Origin of the sequence: Kaistia algarum, assembly GCF_026343945.1 — a bacterium.
Classification (GTDB): domain Bacteria; phylum Pseudomonadota; class Alphaproteobacteria; order Rhizobiales; family Kaistiaceae; genus Kaistia; species Kaistia algarum.
In genome coordinates, this window is sequence record NZ_JAPKNJ010000001.1 from 656,344 (window position 1) to 672,885 (window position 16,542).

Sequence of the window (16,542 nt, forward strand, 5' to 3'; positions counted from 1 at the left end):
GCCCGTGTCTCTTTTGCTTCCTCCGGGCCCCATCAGCCGTCTCATTGCGAGACGGCTGATCTTTGCAGTCCTGTCACTGTTCGTCGTCGCAACGATCGTGTTCTGGGCGATCGAGTGGCTACCTGGCGACGCCGCGCAGCGCATATTGGGCCGCGACGCAACGCCCGAGGCGCTCGAGGCCTTGCGGGTACGGCTGCATCTCTACGACCCGGCTCTGACGCGCTATCTCCATTGGCTCGCCGGACTGCCACGAGGCGACTTCGGCATGTCGCTTGCGGCGGAGCGGCCTGTGCTGCCCTATGTTGGCGTCTTTCTGGCGAACACCCTGCTGCTGGCCGCCGCGGCGCTTGCCGTCCATATTCCGCTCAGCATCGGCCTTGGTCTCGTCAGCGCCGCCTCGAAACGAGATGGCGGGGTCGATACACTCGTGTCGGTCACGGTGCTGCTGGGCATGTCGATCCCTGAATTCGTGGTCGGCATCGGCCTTGTCGCCTGGCTGTCAACCGCCTGGAACTGGTTTCCGCCGCTGGCACTGATCGATCAGGCCCAATCGGCCGGCCAGTTCGCACTCCTGCTGACGCTTCCTGTCCTCACGCTGAATTTCGTTATGACGGCCTATGTCGTCCGGCAGACGCGAACGTCGATGATCGAGACCATGCAGTCGGATTTCGTGCGCTCGGCAACGCTCCGGGGTTTACCGCGCAGCCGGGTTCTGCTCCGCCATGCCTTGCCCAGCGCCATCGGCCCGGCGATCAATGCGATCGCGCTGAACGCGGGATGGCTCATCGGCGGAATCGTCGTCGTCGAGGCCGTCTTCAATTATCCCGGTCTCGGCCGCCTCCTCGTCGAGTCGATCAGCAATCATGACGTGCCGATGGTTCAGGGAGCAGCCATTGCCCTGTCGGGGGCCTATATCGCGGTGAACCTCATAGCGGACATCGTCACCATCCTGGTGAACCCGAAGCTCCGGACGACGCTCCAATGACCTCGCTGACCGACGCGTCGACCCATCCGCCGGCGAATCCACGCAAGGCCGGCGGGCTTTGGAATGGAAATCTGCCTTGGACAGGCTATCTCGGCCTCGGCATCCTGCTGGCCTATGTCGCGCTGGCGGCAGCGGCGCCACTCCTCACCCCTAATTCGCCGACTGACGTCTTCGTTTCCGGCCCGCTCGAAGCACCATCGGCGGAGCTGTGGCTCGGGACGGACAACCTCGGCCGCGACGTCTGGAGCCGGTTCGTCTTTGGCGGGGGGACGGTGCTGTCTACGGCGGCCGGCGCGGCTGCCATCTCGACCGTACTCGGCGGCCTGATCGGCATCTTGCTTGGGTTTCGTGGCGGCCTCGTCGATGAAGTCGCGATGCGGTCGCTCGAGATCATCATGAGCATCCCCTCGATCATCATCGCCCTCCTGGTCGTCGGCATGGCCGGCTCGGATCGCCTGACGGTGATCCTGACCGTCGGCGTTCTCTCCGTCCCAAACGTTGCCCGCGTGATCCGGGCCGCGACCCTCGCCTTTGTGGCCGAGGATTTCATCGAGGTGGCGCGTGCGCGGGGCGAGGGCGCACTCTCGATCGGCGTCCGCGAGCTTCTGCCGAACGTCTACGGGACGCTACTGGTCGAGTTCTCGATCCGCACCGGCTTTGCGGTTCTCTTCATCAGCGGCCTCGGCTTTCTCGGCTTCGGCACTGCGCCGCCATCGCCCGATTGGGGGTTGATGATCAATGAAGGGCGCTCGTCGCTTGATTCGGCGATCTGGCCGGTGGCGGCGCCGGCGCTCGGCATTGCCATCCTCGTGACCAGCGTCAACCTCCTGACCGATGCTCTGCTGCAGAGCTTCGGCACGCCCGCAAGCCGGGGATCGGCAGCATGAGCGGCTCACATGAAACGCTTTTGCAGATCCATTCGCTTGGCGCCGATTACCGGCGGGGCCGCGACTGGCGACCCGTTCTGCACGACATCGACCTCCAACTCGCGGCGGGAGAGTTCATCGGACTTGTCGGGGAATCAGGGAGCGGCAAGTCGACGCTCGCCGCGCTGCTTCTGGGCGAGCGTCGCGACGATCGCCGCATCGCATCCGGCCAGGTGACCTTCAAGGGCATCGATTTATTCGCCGCATCAAGGCGCGTGGTTCACAGTCTTCGCGGCTCGCAGATCGCATTCGTGCCGCAGAATTGCGGGGCATCGCTGACGCCGACCCTGCGCATCGGCGCGCTGTTCGCCGAAACCTTGCGGCGGCATCAGCCGAACCTCGATAAGTCAGCGGCACGCAAGGTTACGCTGGACTTGCTCCGGGAGGTCGAGCTCGGCCAGGGAGAAGCCGCACTCAGCCGCTATCCGCACGAATTCAGCGGCGGGCAACAGCAGCGCATCGCCCTTGCCCTCGCGGTCAGTTGCAGGCCCGAGCTGCTCGTCCTCGACGAACCGACGACGGGGCTCGATCCGATCCTCCGGCGCTCCATAACCGGCCTGCTGCGCCGACTCTGCCGCGAGCATGGCGTCGCGATGATCTTCGTTTCGCATGACCTGGCCACCGTGGCCGAGCTTTGCGAGCGGATCATCGTAATCAACGCGGGACGGATCGTCGAAACCGGTTCCGCAGCCGCGATCTTCGGGGCGCCGCGCCATGAATACACAAGGACGCTGATCCGAGCGATGCCGCAACTGGACCGGCCCAGCGAGTCACCAAGGGTTTCTCGCGCAACGGGCGAGGACAAATCTCCGTCACTGGCGACAGGTTGGGCACCCCTTCACCTGCGGGAGGCGATCGGATGATGGTTCCGGCCCCAATCCATGCCGCCGGTCCACCGCTGCTGGCGCTTCAGGATGTCTCCTACAGCTATCGCAGCCGCCATTCGGCTAGTCTGGCGCTCGACGCAGTGACCTTCGACATTGCCCCCGGCGAAACGCTGGCGGTCATCGGCGAGAGCGGCAGCGGCAAGTCGACGCTGGCTCGCATTCTTGCCGGATTGCTGCCAGCCAGCGCCGGACGGATTGTATTTCACGGCGCCGAACTTGGCCCGACAGTGGCGGAGCGATCGTCGGACAGCCTCCGCCAGATCCAGATCGTTTTCCAGAATCCAGACGGCTCGCTCAATCCGCGCCACAGGATCGCGACAATCCTCGGGCGTCCACTGCAGCGCTTCTTCGGTCTGCGCGGAGCGGCACTCAGGGACCGCATCGAGGCGCTCCTCGCCGACGTCCTTCTGCCCGCGCACTATGCCGATCGATATCCCTCGGAACTGAGCGGCGGCGAGCGACAGCGCGTCGCCGTTGCAAGAGCCCTCGCTGCCGAGCCAGTCCTGCTCATCTGCGACGAGATCACTTCCGCCCTGGACGTCTCCGTCCAGGCATCGCTGCTGGCGCTGTTAAAGGACATTCAGGCCCGCACGAGCGTTTCGATCCTTTTCATCACCCATGATCTCGCGCTGACGCGATGGTTCGCGGACCGCGCGGTGGTCTTTCTCCGCGGCAAGCTCTGCGAGAACACCCAAATCCCCGAACTCTACCAGCGGCCGCGCCATCCCTATACGGCCAGCCTCATTGAGGCAGTCCCGCGCATCGGGGCATGGGACATCCCGCCAGATGCATCGCCCTCCGGCGTGGATCCAATCGAAACGTCGGGGGCGCCAACATGATCCATTCCGCCTTCCAGCTTTAGCCGGCCACCGACAGCCGGCCGATTTCGCCTTTCTGTTCCAAAACCACTGTCCGAATCCGATGACCCCATATCGCCGCCTGAAGCTTGGCCTCTCTTTCTATCCGTCCGGCTATCACGTCGCCGGATGGCGCTTTCCCGGCGCGATCCCCGATGGCGGCATCAATCTCCAGCATCATGTCGATGTGGCGAGGGCGGCGGAGGCGGCCTGCTTTGACTTCTTCTTCCTGGCCGACACGAACGCGATCTGGGATCCTGATCTCGAAGCCGTATCGCAGACAAGTTGGGGCGCCAAGTTCGAGCCGCTGACGATCCTGTCGGCGCTGGCGATGGTGACGAACCGCATCGGCCTCGTGGGCACGGCCAGCACGACCTATAATGATCCGTTCAGCCTCGCCCGGCGCTTCGCCTCGCTCGACCATATCAGCGCCGGCCGGGCGGGCTGGAACCTCGTGACATCGGCGTCCGCCGCCGAGGCCGGAAATTTCTCGCTGGACCAGCATCCCCGTCATGGCGATCGATATGTCCGGGCGCGGGAATTCGTCGAGGTCGTTACCGGTCTCTGGGATGGCTATGAGGACGACGCCTACCGGTTCGATCCGGAGAGCGGCATCGCCTTCGATCCCGCAAAGGTCCGCGCGCTCGACCATCGCGGACCCAATTTCCAAGTGAAGGGTCCCCTGAATCTGCCACGTCCGGTGCAGGGTCATCCCGTCATGGTGCAGGCGGGACTGTCGGAGGCCGGGCGGGAACTGGCCGCCGAGACCGGGGAGGTACTGTTCACCGCCCAATCGGAACTCGCCCCGGCCAAGGCCTTCTATGACGACGTCAAGGCGCGCGTCATGCGCTTTGGCCGCTCGGCAGACCATCTCAGCATCATGCCCGGCGCCGTGACCGTGGTTGCCGGAAGCCGGAGCGAGGCCGAGGACCAGATCGCGGCGCTCGACAAGCTTCTTCCGCCATCGGCTGGCCTTGCCTTCCTGTCAGGCCTGATCGGCGATACCGACCTCTCGGGCTTCAGCCTGGACGATCCGCTGCCGCCGCTCCCGCCAACCGAGGGCCCCAAGGGGCGCCAGCAGGTCGTACTGGAAAAGGCCCGGCGCGAGGGCAAGACGCTGCGCGATCTCTATCGCTCGATCGCGCTTACCAGCGGGCACCGCCTCGTCTATGGCGCTCCGTCCGAGGTCGCCGACCAGCTCGAAGACTGGTACCAGGCGGGGGCCTGCGACGGCTACAACATCGCGCCCGCGCACCTGCCGGGCGGTTTCGAGGCATTCGCCAACGGTGTCGTGCCCGAACTGCAGCGGCGCGGGCTCGTGCAGCGCGGCTATGCCGCCACGACGCTGCGCGCCAATCTCGGACTCCCGCACCCGCCGATCCGATACGCAAGACCAGCCCGCTAAATCACTCCAAAGGCTCGAAGGAAGACCATGAGCGAGTTCCAGTACGCTTCCGAGCGCTTCGTGGCTCAACTCAAGCATAGCCTCGCCAGCCGCGCCGGCTCTCCGGCGGAGCTGGCCGCCGCAGTCGCGACTATACTGGGCGCCTTGCCTGCGGAGGATACGCCCGCGTCGCGCGGCTCGCACGGCGCCGATCGGTTCGCTCCCGCGGCGGCCGACTGGCTAGCTCCGGCCCTCTCCGCTGCACGGTCAGGGCCGGAGAGGGAACTCGCCGGCACGATCGCCATCCTGGCGGACGAACTACGCTGGACCTTCGGCTATGCGCCCGATCCCCGCCGCCCGACGCTCAGTGATGCAATCGGCTTCGCCGATATCCTCGGCAAATCGAGCCTCCTTCCCGCATCTGGGATCGTAGCGGGGCTCACCCTCATCGCGCCGCACACCTATTATCCGCTGCACATCCACCCGGCCGTGGAACTCTATCTTGTGCTGTCAGGCACGGCGGAATGGACGGCGGGCAGCACCATTGCCGCGCAGCCGCCCGGAACGCTGATCCTGCACCCCTCCGATCTGCCGCATGCCATGAGGACGGGGCACGAGCCGCTGCTGGCGCTGTTCACCTGGAGCGGGGACATCGTCACGCCGTCCCGGTTCATCGAATAGCCCTCTCGCGAAGTCGAGATCGATGCCGATCCTCCTGGCGATACCCACTCGGCAAGAAATCAGTACCTTAGTGATTGGTGACCCTCACGATCAGGTCTGATCATTTCGTGGATTCGCGGCAGCTTGGATTCGCGGCAGCTTGGCTTGGCTGATTTCTGCCGGGCTCGATCAACGCGCATCGACTCCGCGTGAGTTGGGGCACGACATGGGATCGACGCGCCTCTTCAAAAGAGGATCCCTTGCGATCCAAGCTGAAGCCGTTGCATGCTTAATGCGTCATCTCGAGGAAGATAGGCGACAACGATGTTGCAGCAACCGCCCTGAAATCGGCGCCTGTGTTGCGCTGTTTCGCGATCTTGCCGACCAGCGATTGAACTCAGGGTGGATTGGACAGGGGCCTTTTTCTTTGAGCGACTATCGAGTTTTCACGCGCCGGTTCGATCGGGTAGTGGATGCTAAAACGCTTCCCGTATCCAACACCACTCGCCGTGCCTGGCAGACATTTGCCGAGCGAACCGTCGAGAGGCGAATTGCGTGGGAGCTGCTGGGTCTCGAGTACGCCGCGAAGATCATTTCGGCCACCTCGGCGGAGCGGTTGAACGGTACGCATATCACTCTGCTCGTCGACCATTCGGGATCCATGCGGGGCCAGCGCATGCTGCTCGCGGCAACGGCCGTCGATGTTGCGCAGGCTTTCTTGGCTCACCTTGGGGTCAGCGTCGAAATTCTTGGATTCACGACGCGATCCTGGCGGGGCGGATGGTCCCGGCGGCTGTGGCGATGGTCCGGCAAACGATGGCGGCCGGGACGGCTCTGCGACCTGCTCCATATCGTCTACCTGACGCCGGATCGACGCCGCGCGCCGATAACGGGACTGCAGTCGTTGGTTCATATGCTCGATACCAACCTGCTCAAGGAAAACGTGGACGGAGAGGCGCTGCTTTGGGCTGCGTCTCGGCAAGACTCCTATGGTTGCCCGCGGAACGCTATCGTACTCATTTCCGACGGCGCGCCCGTTGATGATTCAACGCTCTCCGCGAACGGTTTGCACTATCTGATGGACCATTTGCGGGAAGTGGTAACTCAGCTGGGTGAGACCCGTGTAGTAGCTCAACTGCAAATCGGCGACGATTGGGAGAGCGTTTTTCCTTTGATTGCAAAGGTTAAGACCTTGGACGATCTCGGCGACGGGCTGTTCGGTCTACTGGCTGCGATCTTGATTAATGATCCGAAACCTGAGCCTCTCATCGGACCTTGGTCCATTTCCTGACACCGTCGAAGTTCCCTTCCTCGGATTTTGGTGTCCCCTTTTCGCCTGAATCACATACCAATCCCCAATGAACAGGCCCCAAGCCTGAGAGCGGTCGAAGCGAAAGGTCGAAGAATGGATCTACTCGAGCAATTGGGCGCGCTGCATCATGCGCTGCACCAGCACATCACCTTCGCCGACCCGGAAGCCTGGCGGGCGGCGCTCGATGGCATCGCGGTGGCACTGGAAGCCGAGCCCGGCACCGACCGCTTCGATCGTGAGACGCTGACCGTCGCCCGGCAGAAGATCGATGCTCTGATCGCGGAGCTCGAAGGCGGCGTGGCGGAGCCGGATTTCAAGCCGGCCCGCACCTGGGTGGCGGCGCTGGGCGCCGCCGTGCATCGCCGCCGAGAGGCCGCCCGTCCGTCGGACAGCGCTCCCGGGCAAACCCACTAAGATCGCCATGCGTCCTTCCGGACGCAGAGGTGGCGATCTATCATTTTGTTTTCGCATCGGATTTCCGAAAACCGGATTCCACTTTTCGGTCCAATGCTCTGATCCTCACTCGACGACGAGCAGGTCCTGGAAGCCGTTGGTCAGCTTCTCGCCCCCCTCCGGCCGGACGACGATGCAATCCTCGACGCGGGCGCTGAAACTGCCGTCCTGCAGGATGCTCGGCTCCACGGTGAAGATCATACCTTCCTGGACCACTGTATCGCTGCCCTTGGTCAGGAAGGGTGGCTCGTGCACGTCGGAGCCGATGGAATGGCCGAGGCGGTGGCGGAACGCCTTGTCGTAGCTGGCGCTCGCGATGACGTCGCGCGCCGCCTTGTCGACCGCCGCGCAGGTAGCCTGCCCTGCCCTCAGGGCGGCGATGCCGGCGGCCTGCGAATCCATGATGAGACGATGGACCTTGATCTGCTCGGCACTCGGCGCGCCGAAGGATACGGTGCGGCCGTAGTCATAGCACATGCCGTCATGCACGGCGCCGAAGTCGAGCAGCACGGAGACCGGCGGGTTCAGCTTGCGCGGCCAGGTCTTCAGCGGCTGGCCCAGCACCATCGGATGGCTTGGGCCGGTATTATAGAGCGAGGTGGTGAAGGACGGGCCGAGCGAGCCGTGCCGCTTCATCTGGTAGTCCAGCTCCGAGACGACATCGAGTTCGGTCATGCCGAGCTTGAACGTCGCGATGGCGTCGGTGAGCGCGGCTTCCGTGATGACGCCCGCAGCGCGCATGGTCGCGATCTCTTCGGCATCCTTGATGACGCGCAGCTTGCGGAGCAAAGCCGTGGCCGAGACGAAGCGCGCATCGGGGATCAAATGCTGGATCTGGATCAGCGATTCCGCCTCGGCGTTTTCGCTGACCGCGATGCGCGGCGAAGGTGGCAGCTTCATCTGCGCGATGATGCCCTTCGCCATCGCAGCCGGGTCATCCCAATCCCCAAGGACACGGATTTCGAAGCCCTCGATGCCACCCTTGCCGCCCAGTTCCGCGGTCATACGCGGCAGGGTGAGGATCGGCGCCTGCTCGGCGGAGAGCCAGGCGCCCTCCAGCCAGGCGCCCGGATGCAGGACGCGGCCATAGTTCGGGATATCGCGATGGATGCCGGCCAGATAGTCGAGATCGGTGCCGATATGGAAGAAGACGAGGTCGGCGGCGTCGGCGATCAGGCTCTGAAAGCGCTGCATGCGCTGCTGGTACTTGGTCATGTCCGTTTCCTCGGATAGCGGCTTGGTATTCAGGGGGCAAAGGCCCCGGCGAGATGGCAGGCAGCCGTTCGGCCATGCCCGAGCGGACGACGTAACGGTTCCTCGACGGCGCAACGTTCGATCGCGACCGGGCAGCGCGGATGAAAGCGGCAGCCGGCCGGCGGGGCAGCGGGATCGGGCACGTCGCCGGGCAGATCGTCCGGAAGCCGTCCCTCGCCGTCGGGCTCGGTGATGGCGCCGATCAAACCGGCCGAATAGGGATGGGCCGGCTGCTGCCAGAGCGGCTCGCTCGGCGCCGTCTCGACGATCTTGCCGAGATACATGACCGTCGTCACGTCGGCGATGCGGCGCACGATCGAAAGGTCATGCGAAATGAAGAGCAGGCCGACCTGCAGTTCCGCGACGAGATCGACGAGCAGATTGGCGATCGAGGCCTGCGCCGAAGCGTCGAGCGCCGAGATCGGCTCGTCGGCGACGATGCAGCGCGGCTCGGCGGCGAGCGCACGCGCAATGGCGATGCGCTGGCGCTGCCCGCCGGAAAACTGATGCGGGAAGCGATCGGCGATGCCAGCCGAAAGGCCGACCCGCTCCAGGCATTCGCCGACCGTGCGAAGGCGGCCGCCATGGCCCGCCGCGACGCGGATGCCATCGGCGATGAGATCGCCGATGCTGCGGCGCGGATTGAGCGAGGAGAACGGGTCCTGGAACACCATCTGCAATCGCCGCTGCGCGAGCGGGCGGGCGCGGCGGCCGAGCGGAACCACCGGCTCGCCATCGAAGCTGACCGTGCCGCCAGCCGGATGGATCAGGCCCACGGCCGCCTTGCCGAGCGAGGATTTGCCGCAACCCGATTCACCGACGAGCGCGACGATCTGGCCTTGCTCGACATCGATATCGCAGCCGGCGACCGCCGTGACCGGCACACCGGAATGGCCGCGATAGCGCACGACGAGATCGCGGACGGTGAGCAGGCTCATGCCGGCACCGCCGCGAGCGGATCGACGGGACAGGCAATGGCGGAGCCGGCGCCGACATCGAGCAGATCGGGAATATCGGCGCGGCAGACATCCTGCGCGAAGCCGCAACGCGGGTGGAATGCGCAGCCGGACGGAAAGCGACCGATCGCGGGCGGGGCGCCGGGCAAAGCGCTCAGCGGATGATCCGCCGGACTGCCATGCGGCAGCGCGTCGAGCAGGCCGCGCGTATAGGGGTGGCGCGGCCGGGCCAGCACGTCGGCGCGCGATCCGCGCTCCACGACGCGGCCGGCATAGAGGACATAGACGCGATCAGCCAGCGCCGACATGACGCCGAGATCATGCGTGATCAAGAGAACGGAGAGCTTCAGCTCGCGCCGGAGGCTCTCGATCAGCCGCAGGATGCCGGCCTGCACGGTGACGTCGAGCGCCGTGGTCGGCTCGTCGGCGATCAGGAGCTTCGGACCGGCGGCCAGCGCCGAGGCAATGGCGATGCGCTGGCGCATGCCGCCGGAGAACTGGTGCGGATAGCGCTTCATCGCCGCGCGCGGATTGGGAATGCGCACCCGCTCCAGCATCGCGACCGCGGTCGCGTCAGCTTCCGCCTGGCCGATGCGGCGATGGAAGACGAGATGCTCCGTCATCTGGCGGCCAACCGACAGCATGGGATGCAACGCCGTCATCGGATCCTGGAATACCATCGCGACATCGCGCCCGCGCACCGCCGCGGCGCCCTGCCCGCCTTCGGCCGTGAGGTCACGGCCGTCGAACCGGATCTGGCCGCCGATCGAAGCGCCGGCCGGCAGCAGCCCCAGCACGGCGAGCGCCGACAATGTCTTGCCGCTGCCGCTTTCGCCCGCGAGCCCGACGATCTCGCCCTCACCGATCGAAAGATCGACACCGCGGACCGCAAACGCCCGGCCCCCCTCGGCGGTGGGCAGAGCGATGGTCAGGCCCTTGACGGCAAGGAGAGGCGCGCTGTCCATCATCAACGAAACGCCTTCGCCGTTCGCGGATCGAGCGCGTCGCGCAGTGTATCGCCAAGGAAGTTCGCAGCGAGCACGACCAGCAGGATGGCGAGGCCGGGGAAAACGGAGAGCCACCATTTGTCGAAATATTTAGAGCCGTCCGAGACCATCGAGCCCCATTCGGGCGCCGGCGGCTGGGCGCCGAGACCGAGGAAGGAAAGCCCGGCCAGGATCAGCACCGCGTGGCCGAACTCCAGCGCCGAAAGAACGACAAGCGGACCGACCACATTGGGCCGAACATCAACCCAGAGCGCGCGCATCGCCGAAACGCCAAGCAGCCGGCTCGACTGGACGTAGGGTTCGTCGCGGATGGTGAGCAGCATGGAGCGCACGACGCGGGCATAGATCGGCCAGCTCACCACCACCACGGCCAGCACCGCGTTGAACAGGCCGGGCCCGAGCGCCGCCACGACGGCCATGGCGAGGATGATGTCCGGGAACGCCATCACCAGGTCGGCGGCGCGCATGATGACGCCGTCGATCCAGCCGCCGAAATAGCCGGCGATGGCGCCGAGCAGCGTGCCGATGACGCTCGCCATCACCACCAATTGCAGCGCATAGGGCAGCGATACGCGGGCGCCATAGATGACGCGGGCGAAGACGTCGCGGCCGAGCTGGTCGGTTCCGAACCAGTGTTCCGCCGACGGCGCCAGGAACCGCTTCGCGCCCTGGTCGATCGGCCCCTGCGCTGTCAGCCATGGCGCGAAGATCGCCATCAGCACGATCGCGACCAGCAGGGCGGCGCCGATGAGGCCGAGCGGCTGCGTCCAGACCGAACGGCGCATCCAGCGACGGCGCGGCGTCGGAACGGGCGGGAATATGGGGGTGCCGACGTCGCTCATCCCAGCCGGATCCTCGGGTCGATCAGGGCGTAGACGATATCCACCGCCATGTTGACGAGGATATAGATGACGGCGACGGCGAGGCTGACGCCCATGATGGCCCGCAGGTCCAGCGCCAGTGCGCTCTTGTAGGCATATTGGCCGATGCCGGGCCAGGAGAACACGGATTCGACCAGCACCGTGCCCGACAGCATGCGCCCGAAGGCCATGCCGGCGACGGTAACGATCGCCGCGAGCGCCGGTCGCAGCGCATGGCGCAGAATAACGGTGCGCTCCGGCAACCCTTTGGCGCGGGCAGCGCGGACATAGTCCTGGCTGAGGGATTCGAGCATGGCCGCCCGCGTGAACCGCGTGATCGAACCGATCGTGTAGATCGCGAGCACGGTTGCCGGCAGCACGATATGGCTGAGCGCCGTGCCGAGCGTTCCCCATTGTCCTGTCAGCAGCGCGTCGATGGTGAACATGTTGGTTATGGACGGCGGCGCCTTGCCACCCGGATTGAGTCGTCCAACCCCCGGCGCGATGCCGAGCTTGAAGAAGAAAATATAGAAGGTGACGAGCGCCAGCCAGAAGGTCGGGATGGACACGCCCGCGAGCGAGACGACGCGGATGATCTGGTCCGGCCAGCGATCTCGCGACACCGCCGCCACGACCCCGAGCGAGACACCGAGGACGAGGGCGAGGATCATGGCCGCCGTGGCGAGTTCGATCGTCGCTGGCAGATATTGCGCCAGATCCGTCGTGACCGGACGGTGGGTCTGCTGCGATTCCCCGAGATCGCCGTGAAAGAGCCGCTCCACATACAGCAGATATTGCTGGGGAATGGGCTTATCCAGCCCGTAGCGGGCGCGGAAGGCGGCGACGATCTCGGGATCGCTGGCGGCGCGGTCGCCGAGATTGGCCGAGACCGGGTCGCCGGGCACCACCTGCGTCAGCGCGAAGGAGACGAAGGTGATGCCGAGGCACAGGAGTGCGCCGACCAGCAGCCGGCGCACCAGAAAGCGGACGAGGTTCGGCAACGCGTACCAGGCGGAGCGCAAGATTGTCATTGCCGGACCGAAGATCCGTTACTTCTTGGCGGGCGAGATCGCCGTCAGATCGATCGTCCACATCGCATTGTATTCAACCGGCTCGAGCGTCTTGGAACTCGCCATCGAGAAAGCGGGCTGGAACAGGCCGGTGAACGGGCCCTCGGCATTCAGCTTCTTCTGCCATTCGTCATAGAGCTTGGTGCGCGTCGTCTGGTCGATCTCGACCGCGGCCTTCTTGGCGATTTCGGTGATCTCGGGCGACGAGCCGGCCTTCCAGCCAGCGCGCAGACCGACCTTTTCGCCGGGTCCGAACAGGAGATAGTCGCTCGGATCGGGGAAGTCCGGGCCCCACCAGACGATGGTGAAGGGCAGCGTGCCGGCGCGGTAGTCGTCGAGGAAAGTGGAGACCGGTGACGGCTTCAAGGTGGCGGTGATGCCGACTTCCTTCAGATCAGCCTGCATCTTGGCGGCGACATCGGCGAAGGAAACGCCGTTCTTCGTGATATCCGAGACGTAGGTAAGCTCGATGGTCGGATCTTTGATGCCGCTCTTGGCGAGCGCGGCCTTGGCGCCCTCGACATCGCGCTTGGGCCCTTCCGAGGTCGGCAGCGAACCCGCGAACATGGTCGGGATAATCGAGCCCGGCCGAACCGCGCCCTCGCCCGCTATGTTGAGGATGCCATCATAGTCGATGGCGAGCCGAACCGCGGTCTGGAAATCCGGATTGGCCGCGACGGATGAGACCTCGGCATTCGCGTTGGTGAACATGAACACGACGTCGGCGCTGGGGACCGAGATCGTGTAGGCGGCATCCTTGATAGCGTCGAGCTGGTCGGGGCGCAGGTCGAGCGCGATCTGGCTGTCGCCACGCATGACGTTCATCTGCTGCGCGCTGGTCTCGACATTGCGCACGACGATCTGGTCGTATTTCGGCTTCTCGCCCCAATAGGCGTCGTTCTTCTTCAGCACGACCTCGGCGGCCATGTCGAATTTCTCGAGCACATAGGGACCCGAACCGGCCGATGTCGTGGCGAGGAAGCTGTCGGCGCGGTCCGTCTTGTCGGCCCCTTCGTCGGCGGAGCCCTGGTTCGCCTTGACCACCTTGGCATTGACGATGCCCACCGCCGGATTGGCGAGCTTGAACGGCAGTCCGGGATCGGGCGCCTCGGTCGTCAGCACGATTTCGCCGTCCTTGGCACCCTTCGCAATCGTGACGCCGTCGAGCAGGAAGGAAGGGCTGCCCTTTACGTTTTTCACGCGGTTGAGCGAGAAGATCACGTCGTCGACCGTGACCGGCGACCCGTCGCTAAACTTGGCGGCCGGGTTGAGCGCGAAGGTGAAGCTCTTTGCGTCGGGCGTGACGACCGGCAGCGCCGAGAGCGACGGGACGACCTTGGTCAGGTCGGTGCCCGTGAAGGTGACCAGCGTCTCATAGACCGGGTGCAGCACCAGATTGGCGGTCGGCTCGAATTCGCGCGCGGGGTCGGCCGTCTTCAGCTGGAAAGCTGTGTCCACGACCAGCGTCGCCGTCTCCTGGGCCCAGACGCCGGCGGTCGATGCCATGGCCGCGGCCATGGCCAGCGGCAGGACACCCAACATTCGTCTCGTGATGATCATCGCTTCCCTCTCTTTGTTGATTATGTGCACGGTTGCCCGATTATGAGCACGGTCGCGAATTCAACAACAGCCATTGGCTGCCTGTCCCCCGACATTGGATCGAGCCGACGGTTCCAAGCTCTGGCTCCGTATTCCCCCGATAGCCGTCGCAGCTCGAACTGCGGCTATCCTTGATTGTGGCAACCACCGGACCTGCTTATGCTGTTTTCTGGCGGGTGCGAATTCTCCCAGCGCAGGATCGGCAGCGCCGGGCTGCCGTCCGGCAAGGCCGCTGAACAATCCCAGCTGTACACAATGGAAGAACACGGCAAAAGCAGACTATCCGCAAGCCGAATTTGTCACCAGTGACCGCCGCAGCTTCAGGCACACAGAATTATCCTTGTAAATCATGGGCCTCATTCGACGCCGTTCGGAGAGGCGCCACAACCGGGAGATGTTTCGAGTTCGGAAAGCCCGCTTGTGTCCGTCGGATTTCCGATAGCGTCTATGAAGACGGCTGATATATTCGCTTGTAGCGAGCGTGGTGCCATGCGCCGCGAGTCGTCGTCCCTATCTTTGGATTCGACCTGTATGTCGCTCAGGAACGAGAAGCCGGCTCAAGGGGATGGCGACGCACCGCCGGCCACGCGCAACCTCGCCCAGCATGCCTACCAGGCGATATCGCGAATGATTCGCGAGCGGGAACTCCGAAGCGGCGATCCGATCGTCGAACAGCATCTCGCCGAACGACTTGGCGTGTCCCGAACGCCGCTGCGCGAGGCATTGCAGCGGCTCGAAGGCGAGGAGCTGCTGAAGAAGCATCCTGGCCGCTCCTACGAAGTGCGCCGGGTCGAACTGAGGGAATATCTGCAAAGCCTCAAGGTACGCGAGGTGCTCGAGCCGGAAGCGGCGGCGCTGGCGATCCCGCGCATCGGCGCCGAGGCGATCGAGGCCGTCCGCGCCGAGGCCCGCAAAGTCGAGCTGACTGTCCCTTACGACAAGATCGAGCATTGGCGGGCCGATGATCTTGTGCACAGCCTTTTTATCCGGAACTGCGCCAACGATGTGATGGCGCAAACGCTGGTGTCGCTGCGCGTGACGACGCAACTCTTTGAGATCGAGCGTCTGGCGGATCGGCTCGGGCCCGATTCGCGCGAGCATGAGGCCATCCTCGACGCGCTGGCGGCGCGCGATGCCAAGGCGACGCGCAAGGCGGTTGCCACCCATATCCGATCGCTGGTGCGATTCGCGGTGAAAGCAGTGTCCTGAGTGTCCGGCAGTCGGCCTTCTTCGCGGCCTATGGCTGGAGCGGATCGACATAGTCGGGCAAGAACCGCCCGGTGTTGAAGATCTCGATGCCGAGCGGGCGTGTCGGCTCCAGTTGCTCCGCATAGGTGTAGCGCCCGGATGCGCTCGGGCAGATCGAGACGGCCACGAGACAGTCCATCTCGGCATAGAACTCGACATAGTCGCCCTGCTTGACGTCGGTGATCTCCCAGGGATGCAGGCCGCTATCGCTGTCGACGAAGCATTTCATGAACAGATTGACGTTGTCATGCAGGTCCCGGGCCTGAAGCCCATAGGGCTGGATCGCCCGCGTCAGATTGCAGTAGCAATTGTCATGCGTCACGAGCGGGTGGTTGCGGTCGCCCGTGACCCAGTACCAGACATGCGGATTGCAATGGGCGCCGAACAGGTAGTGATGCCGCGCGCCCGGATGGATCGGCTTGTTGACGACGGTGTCCTCGATCACCGTCATCATCGGGCGCAGATGCGGCAGGCTGCTCCATAGACGCATGTCGCGCGCGAGCCAGATGCCCTCGCGCGTCAGGGTATATTCGTTGGCAAAGCGCTCGCTGGTGTCATGCGCATTCCAGATGCACAGATCGGCGATCTGCGGACCTGCCTCGCAGATGATCCGGAACGTCTGGCCACGCTTGACGACAAAGGCGCTGGCCTTCTCTTCGACGGTGATGGTGAATTTCCGGTCACGTTCGAAGGTTCCCCGATGCTCGTGCAAGGCGTCGAAGAACGCCTTCGGAAAGGGCGGACGCGGAACATACCACTCGGCTTTCATGGTCGGAATTCCCTGTTGGCCGGAACGCCAACGGCGGCGCTGGCTGGTCCTGGTGGTGGTGGCGAGCGGCGTGCCTGAATTGGCGTCATCTGGTGCACACTCTGCCTTGGATATCGCCACAAGGCGATGGCGGTAATCGAATAAGCCACCGGCTTTCGGATCGATATCGGCATTGCGACGGACAAGCTGAAGACCGACTCCGAACGATAGTCCTTCATTATCATGTAGTTGTCTCTCTCCGCCCACCGGGCCGCGCAGGCTTCGAGCCAGGCACTGCCGCCATTTGGCATTCCGATTGCATTGTCATTGTATACC

16 protein-coding genes are annotated in these 16,542 nt (G+C 64.6%); 9 read left to right on the plus strand and 7 right to left on the minus strand.

The features are described from left to right. Window positions 1-4: 4 nt before the first annotated feature. The 8 genes from OSH05_RS03370 to OSH05_RS03405 all read left to right on the plus strand — a co-directional run bounded on the left by OSH05_RS03370 (window position 5) and on the right by OSH05_RS03405 (window position 7,425). Window positions 5-985 (plus strand): ABC transporter permease, encoded by a 981-nt coding sequence (locus OSH05_RS03370; RefSeq protein WP_165801464.1) that lies wholly within the window; start codon window positions 5-7, stop codon window positions 983-985. Then, the gene (locus OSH05_RS03375) at window positions 982-1,872 is read left to right on the plus strand and encodes an ABC transporter permease (RefSeq protein ID WP_104217576.1); all 891 of its coding nucleotides are present in this window, start codon (window positions 982-984) and stop codon (window positions 1,870-1,872) included. The genes OSH05_RS03370 and OSH05_RS03375 overlap by 4 nt, the downstream gene beginning before the upstream one ends. Further along, complete coding sequence (locus OSH05_RS03380; RefSeq protein WP_104217575.1) at window positions 1,869-2,774, plus strand: ABC transporter ATP-binding protein; 906 nt, start codon at window positions 1,869-1,871, stop codon at window positions 2,772-2,774. The genes OSH05_RS03375 and OSH05_RS03380 overlap by 4 nt, the downstream gene beginning before the upstream one ends. Then, on the plus strand, window positions 2,771-3,637 hold the full coding sequence (locus OSH05_RS03385) for an ABC transporter ATP-binding protein (RefSeq protein ID WP_104217574.1): 867 nt from the start codon (window positions 2,771-2,773) through the stop codon (window positions 3,635-3,637). The genes OSH05_RS03380 and OSH05_RS03385 overlap by 4 nt, the downstream gene beginning before the upstream one ends. 82 nt (window positions 3,638-3,719) lie before the next feature. Continuing rightward, the gene (locus OSH05_RS03390; protein WP_104217573.1) at window positions 3,720-5,060 is read left to right on the plus strand and encodes an LLM class flavin-dependent oxidoreductase; all 1,341 of its coding nucleotides are present in this window, start codon (window positions 3,720-3,722) and stop codon (window positions 5,058-5,060) included. 27 nt (window positions 5,061-5,087) lie between these two features. Continuing rightward, window positions 5,088-5,720, plus strand: coding sequence for a dimethylsulfonioproprionate lyase family protein (locus OSH05_RS03395; protein ID WP_104217572.1), 633 nt, complete (start codon window positions 5,088-5,090; stop codon window positions 5,718-5,720). A gap of 139 nt (window positions 5,721-5,859) precedes the next feature. Beyond that, a complete protein-coding gene (locus OSH05_RS03400) occupies window positions 5,860-6,990 on the plus strand; it encodes a cobaltochelatase CobT-related protein (protein WP_104217571.1) in 1,131 nt (376 codons plus the stop codon). A gap of 114 nt (window positions 6,991-7,104) precedes the next feature. Next, window positions 7,105-7,425: a hypothetical protein gene (locus OSH05_RS03405; RefSeq protein WP_104217570.1), complete on the plus strand. Its 321-nt coding sequence runs from the start codon at window positions 7,105-7,107 to the stop codon at window positions 7,423-7,425. Between the two features lie 105 nt (window positions 7,426-7,530). Here OSH05_RS03405 and OSH05_RS03410 read toward each other — a convergent pair whose 3' ends face one another. Genes OSH05_RS03410 through OSH05_RS03435 form a run of 6 tightly spaced genes read right to left on the minus strand, consistent with a single transcriptional unit; the run spans window position 7,531 to window position 14,171 of the window. Further along, the gene (locus tag OSH05_RS03410) at window positions 7,531-8,679 is read right to left on the minus strand and encodes a M24 family metallopeptidase (RefSeq protein WP_104217569.1); all 1,149 of its coding nucleotides are present in this window, start codon (window positions 8,677-8,679) and stop codon (window positions 7,531-7,533) included. Window positions 8,680-8,708: 29 nt separating this feature from the next. Then, window positions 8,709-9,656, minus strand: coding sequence for an oligopeptide/dipeptide ABC transporter ATP-binding protein (locus OSH05_RS03415; protein WP_104217568.1), 948 nt, complete (start codon window positions 9,654-9,656; stop codon window positions 8,709-8,711). Further along, window positions 9,653-10,642: an ABC transporter ATP-binding protein gene (locus tag OSH05_RS03420; protein WP_323181352.1), complete on the minus strand. Its 990-nt coding sequence runs from the start codon at window positions 10,640-10,642 to the stop codon at window positions 9,653-9,655. Before OSH05_RS03420 ends, OSH05_RS03415 begins: the two co-directional genes overlap by 4 nt. Further along, window positions 10,642-11,523 carry an ABC transporter permease gene (locus OSH05_RS03425; protein WP_207778689.1) on the minus strand — a complete coding sequence of 294 codons (882 nt, stop codon included), beginning with the start codon at window positions 11,521-11,523 and terminating at the stop codon, window positions 10,642-10,644. The genes OSH05_RS03420 and OSH05_RS03425 overlap by 1 nt, the downstream gene beginning before the upstream one ends. After that, a complete protein-coding gene (locus tag OSH05_RS03430; protein WP_104217567.1) occupies window positions 11,520-12,572 on the minus strand; it encodes an ABC transporter permease in 1,053 nt (350 codons plus the stop codon). The genes OSH05_RS03425 and OSH05_RS03430 overlap by 4 nt, the downstream gene beginning before the upstream one ends. A gap of 18 nt (window positions 12,573-12,590) precedes the next feature. Beyond that, window positions 12,591-14,171, minus strand: a complete 1,581-nt coding sequence (locus tag OSH05_RS03435; protein ID WP_104217566.1) for an ABC transporter substrate-binding protein — start codon at window positions 14,169-14,171, stop codon at window positions 12,591-12,593. 570 nt (window positions 14,172-14,741) lie between these two features. On the opposite strand from OSH05_RS03435, the gene OSH05_RS03440 reads away from it, so the two are divergent. Beyond that, complete coding sequence (locus OSH05_RS03440; RefSeq protein ID WP_104217565.1) at window positions 14,742-15,419, plus strand: GntR family transcriptional regulator; 678 nt, start codon at window positions 14,742-14,744, stop codon at window positions 15,417-15,419. Between the two features lie 28 nt (window positions 15,420-15,447). Here OSH05_RS03440 and OSH05_RS03445 read toward each other — a convergent pair whose 3' ends face one another. Then, on the minus strand, window positions 15,448-16,227 hold the full coding sequence (locus OSH05_RS03445; RefSeq protein WP_104217564.1) for a DUF1989 domain-containing protein: 780 nt from the start codon (window positions 16,225-16,227) through the stop codon (window positions 15,448-15,450). Between the last annotated feature and the right edge of the window lie 315 nt (window positions 16,228-16,542).

Excerpts from the sequence above, each read along its gene's own strand:
- OSH05_RS03375 (WP_104217576.1), top strand. The coding sequence starts at position 982 with ATGACCTCGCTGACCGACGCGTCGACCCATCCGCCGGCGAATCCACGC.
- OSH05_RS03380 (WP_104217575.1), top strand. The coding sequence starts at position 1,869 with ATGAGCGGCTCACATGAAACGCTTTTGCAGATCCATTCGCTTGGCGCC.
- OSH05_RS03385 (WP_104217574.1), top strand. The coding sequence starts at position 2,771 with ATGATGGTTCCGGCCCCAATCCATGCCGCCGGTCCACCGCTGCTGGCG.
- OSH05_RS03390 (WP_104217573.1), top strand. The coding sequence starts at position 3,720 with ATGACCCCATATCGCCGCCTGAAGCTTGGCCTCTCTTTCTATCCGTCC.
- OSH05_RS03395 (WP_104217572.1), top strand. The coding sequence starts at position 5,088 with ATGAGCGAGTTCCAGTACGCTTCCGAGCGCTTCGTGGCTCAACTCAAG.
- OSH05_RS03405 (WP_104217570.1), top strand. The coding sequence starts at position 7,105 with ATGGATCTACTCGAGCAATTGGGCGCGCTGCATCATGCGCTGCACCAG.
- OSH05_RS03410 (WP_104217569.1), bottom strand. The coding sequence starts at position 8,679 with ATGACCAAGTACCAGCAGCGCATGCAGCGCTTTCAGAGCCTGATCGCC.
- OSH05_RS03415 (WP_104217568.1), bottom strand. The coding sequence starts at position 9,656 with ATGAGCCTGCTCACCGTCCGCGATCTCGTCGTGCGCTATCGCGGCCAT.
- OSH05_RS03420 (WP_323181352.1), bottom strand. The coding sequence starts at position 10,642 with ATGATGGACAGCGCGCCTCTCCTTGCCGTCAAGGGCCTGACCATCGCT.
- OSH05_RS03425 (WP_207778689.1), bottom strand. The coding sequence starts at position 11,523 with ATGAGCGACGTCGGCACCCCCATATTCCCGCCCGTTCCGACGCCGCGC.
- OSH05_RS03430 (WP_104217567.1), bottom strand. The coding sequence starts at position 12,572 with ATGACAATCTTGCGCTCCGCCTGGTACGCGTTGCCGAACCTCGTCCGC.
- OSH05_RS03435 (WP_104217566.1), bottom strand. The coding sequence starts at position 14,171 with ATGATCATCACGAGACGAATGTTGGGTGTCCTGCCGCTGGCCATGGCC.
- OSH05_RS03440 (WP_104217565.1), top strand. The coding sequence starts at position 14,742 with ATGTCGCTCAGGAACGAGAAGCCGGCTCAAGGGGATGGCGACGCACCG.
- OSH05_RS03445 (WP_104217564.1), bottom strand. The coding sequence starts at position 16,227 with ATGAAAGCCGAGTGGTATGTTCCGCGTCCGCCCTTTCCGAAGGCGTTC.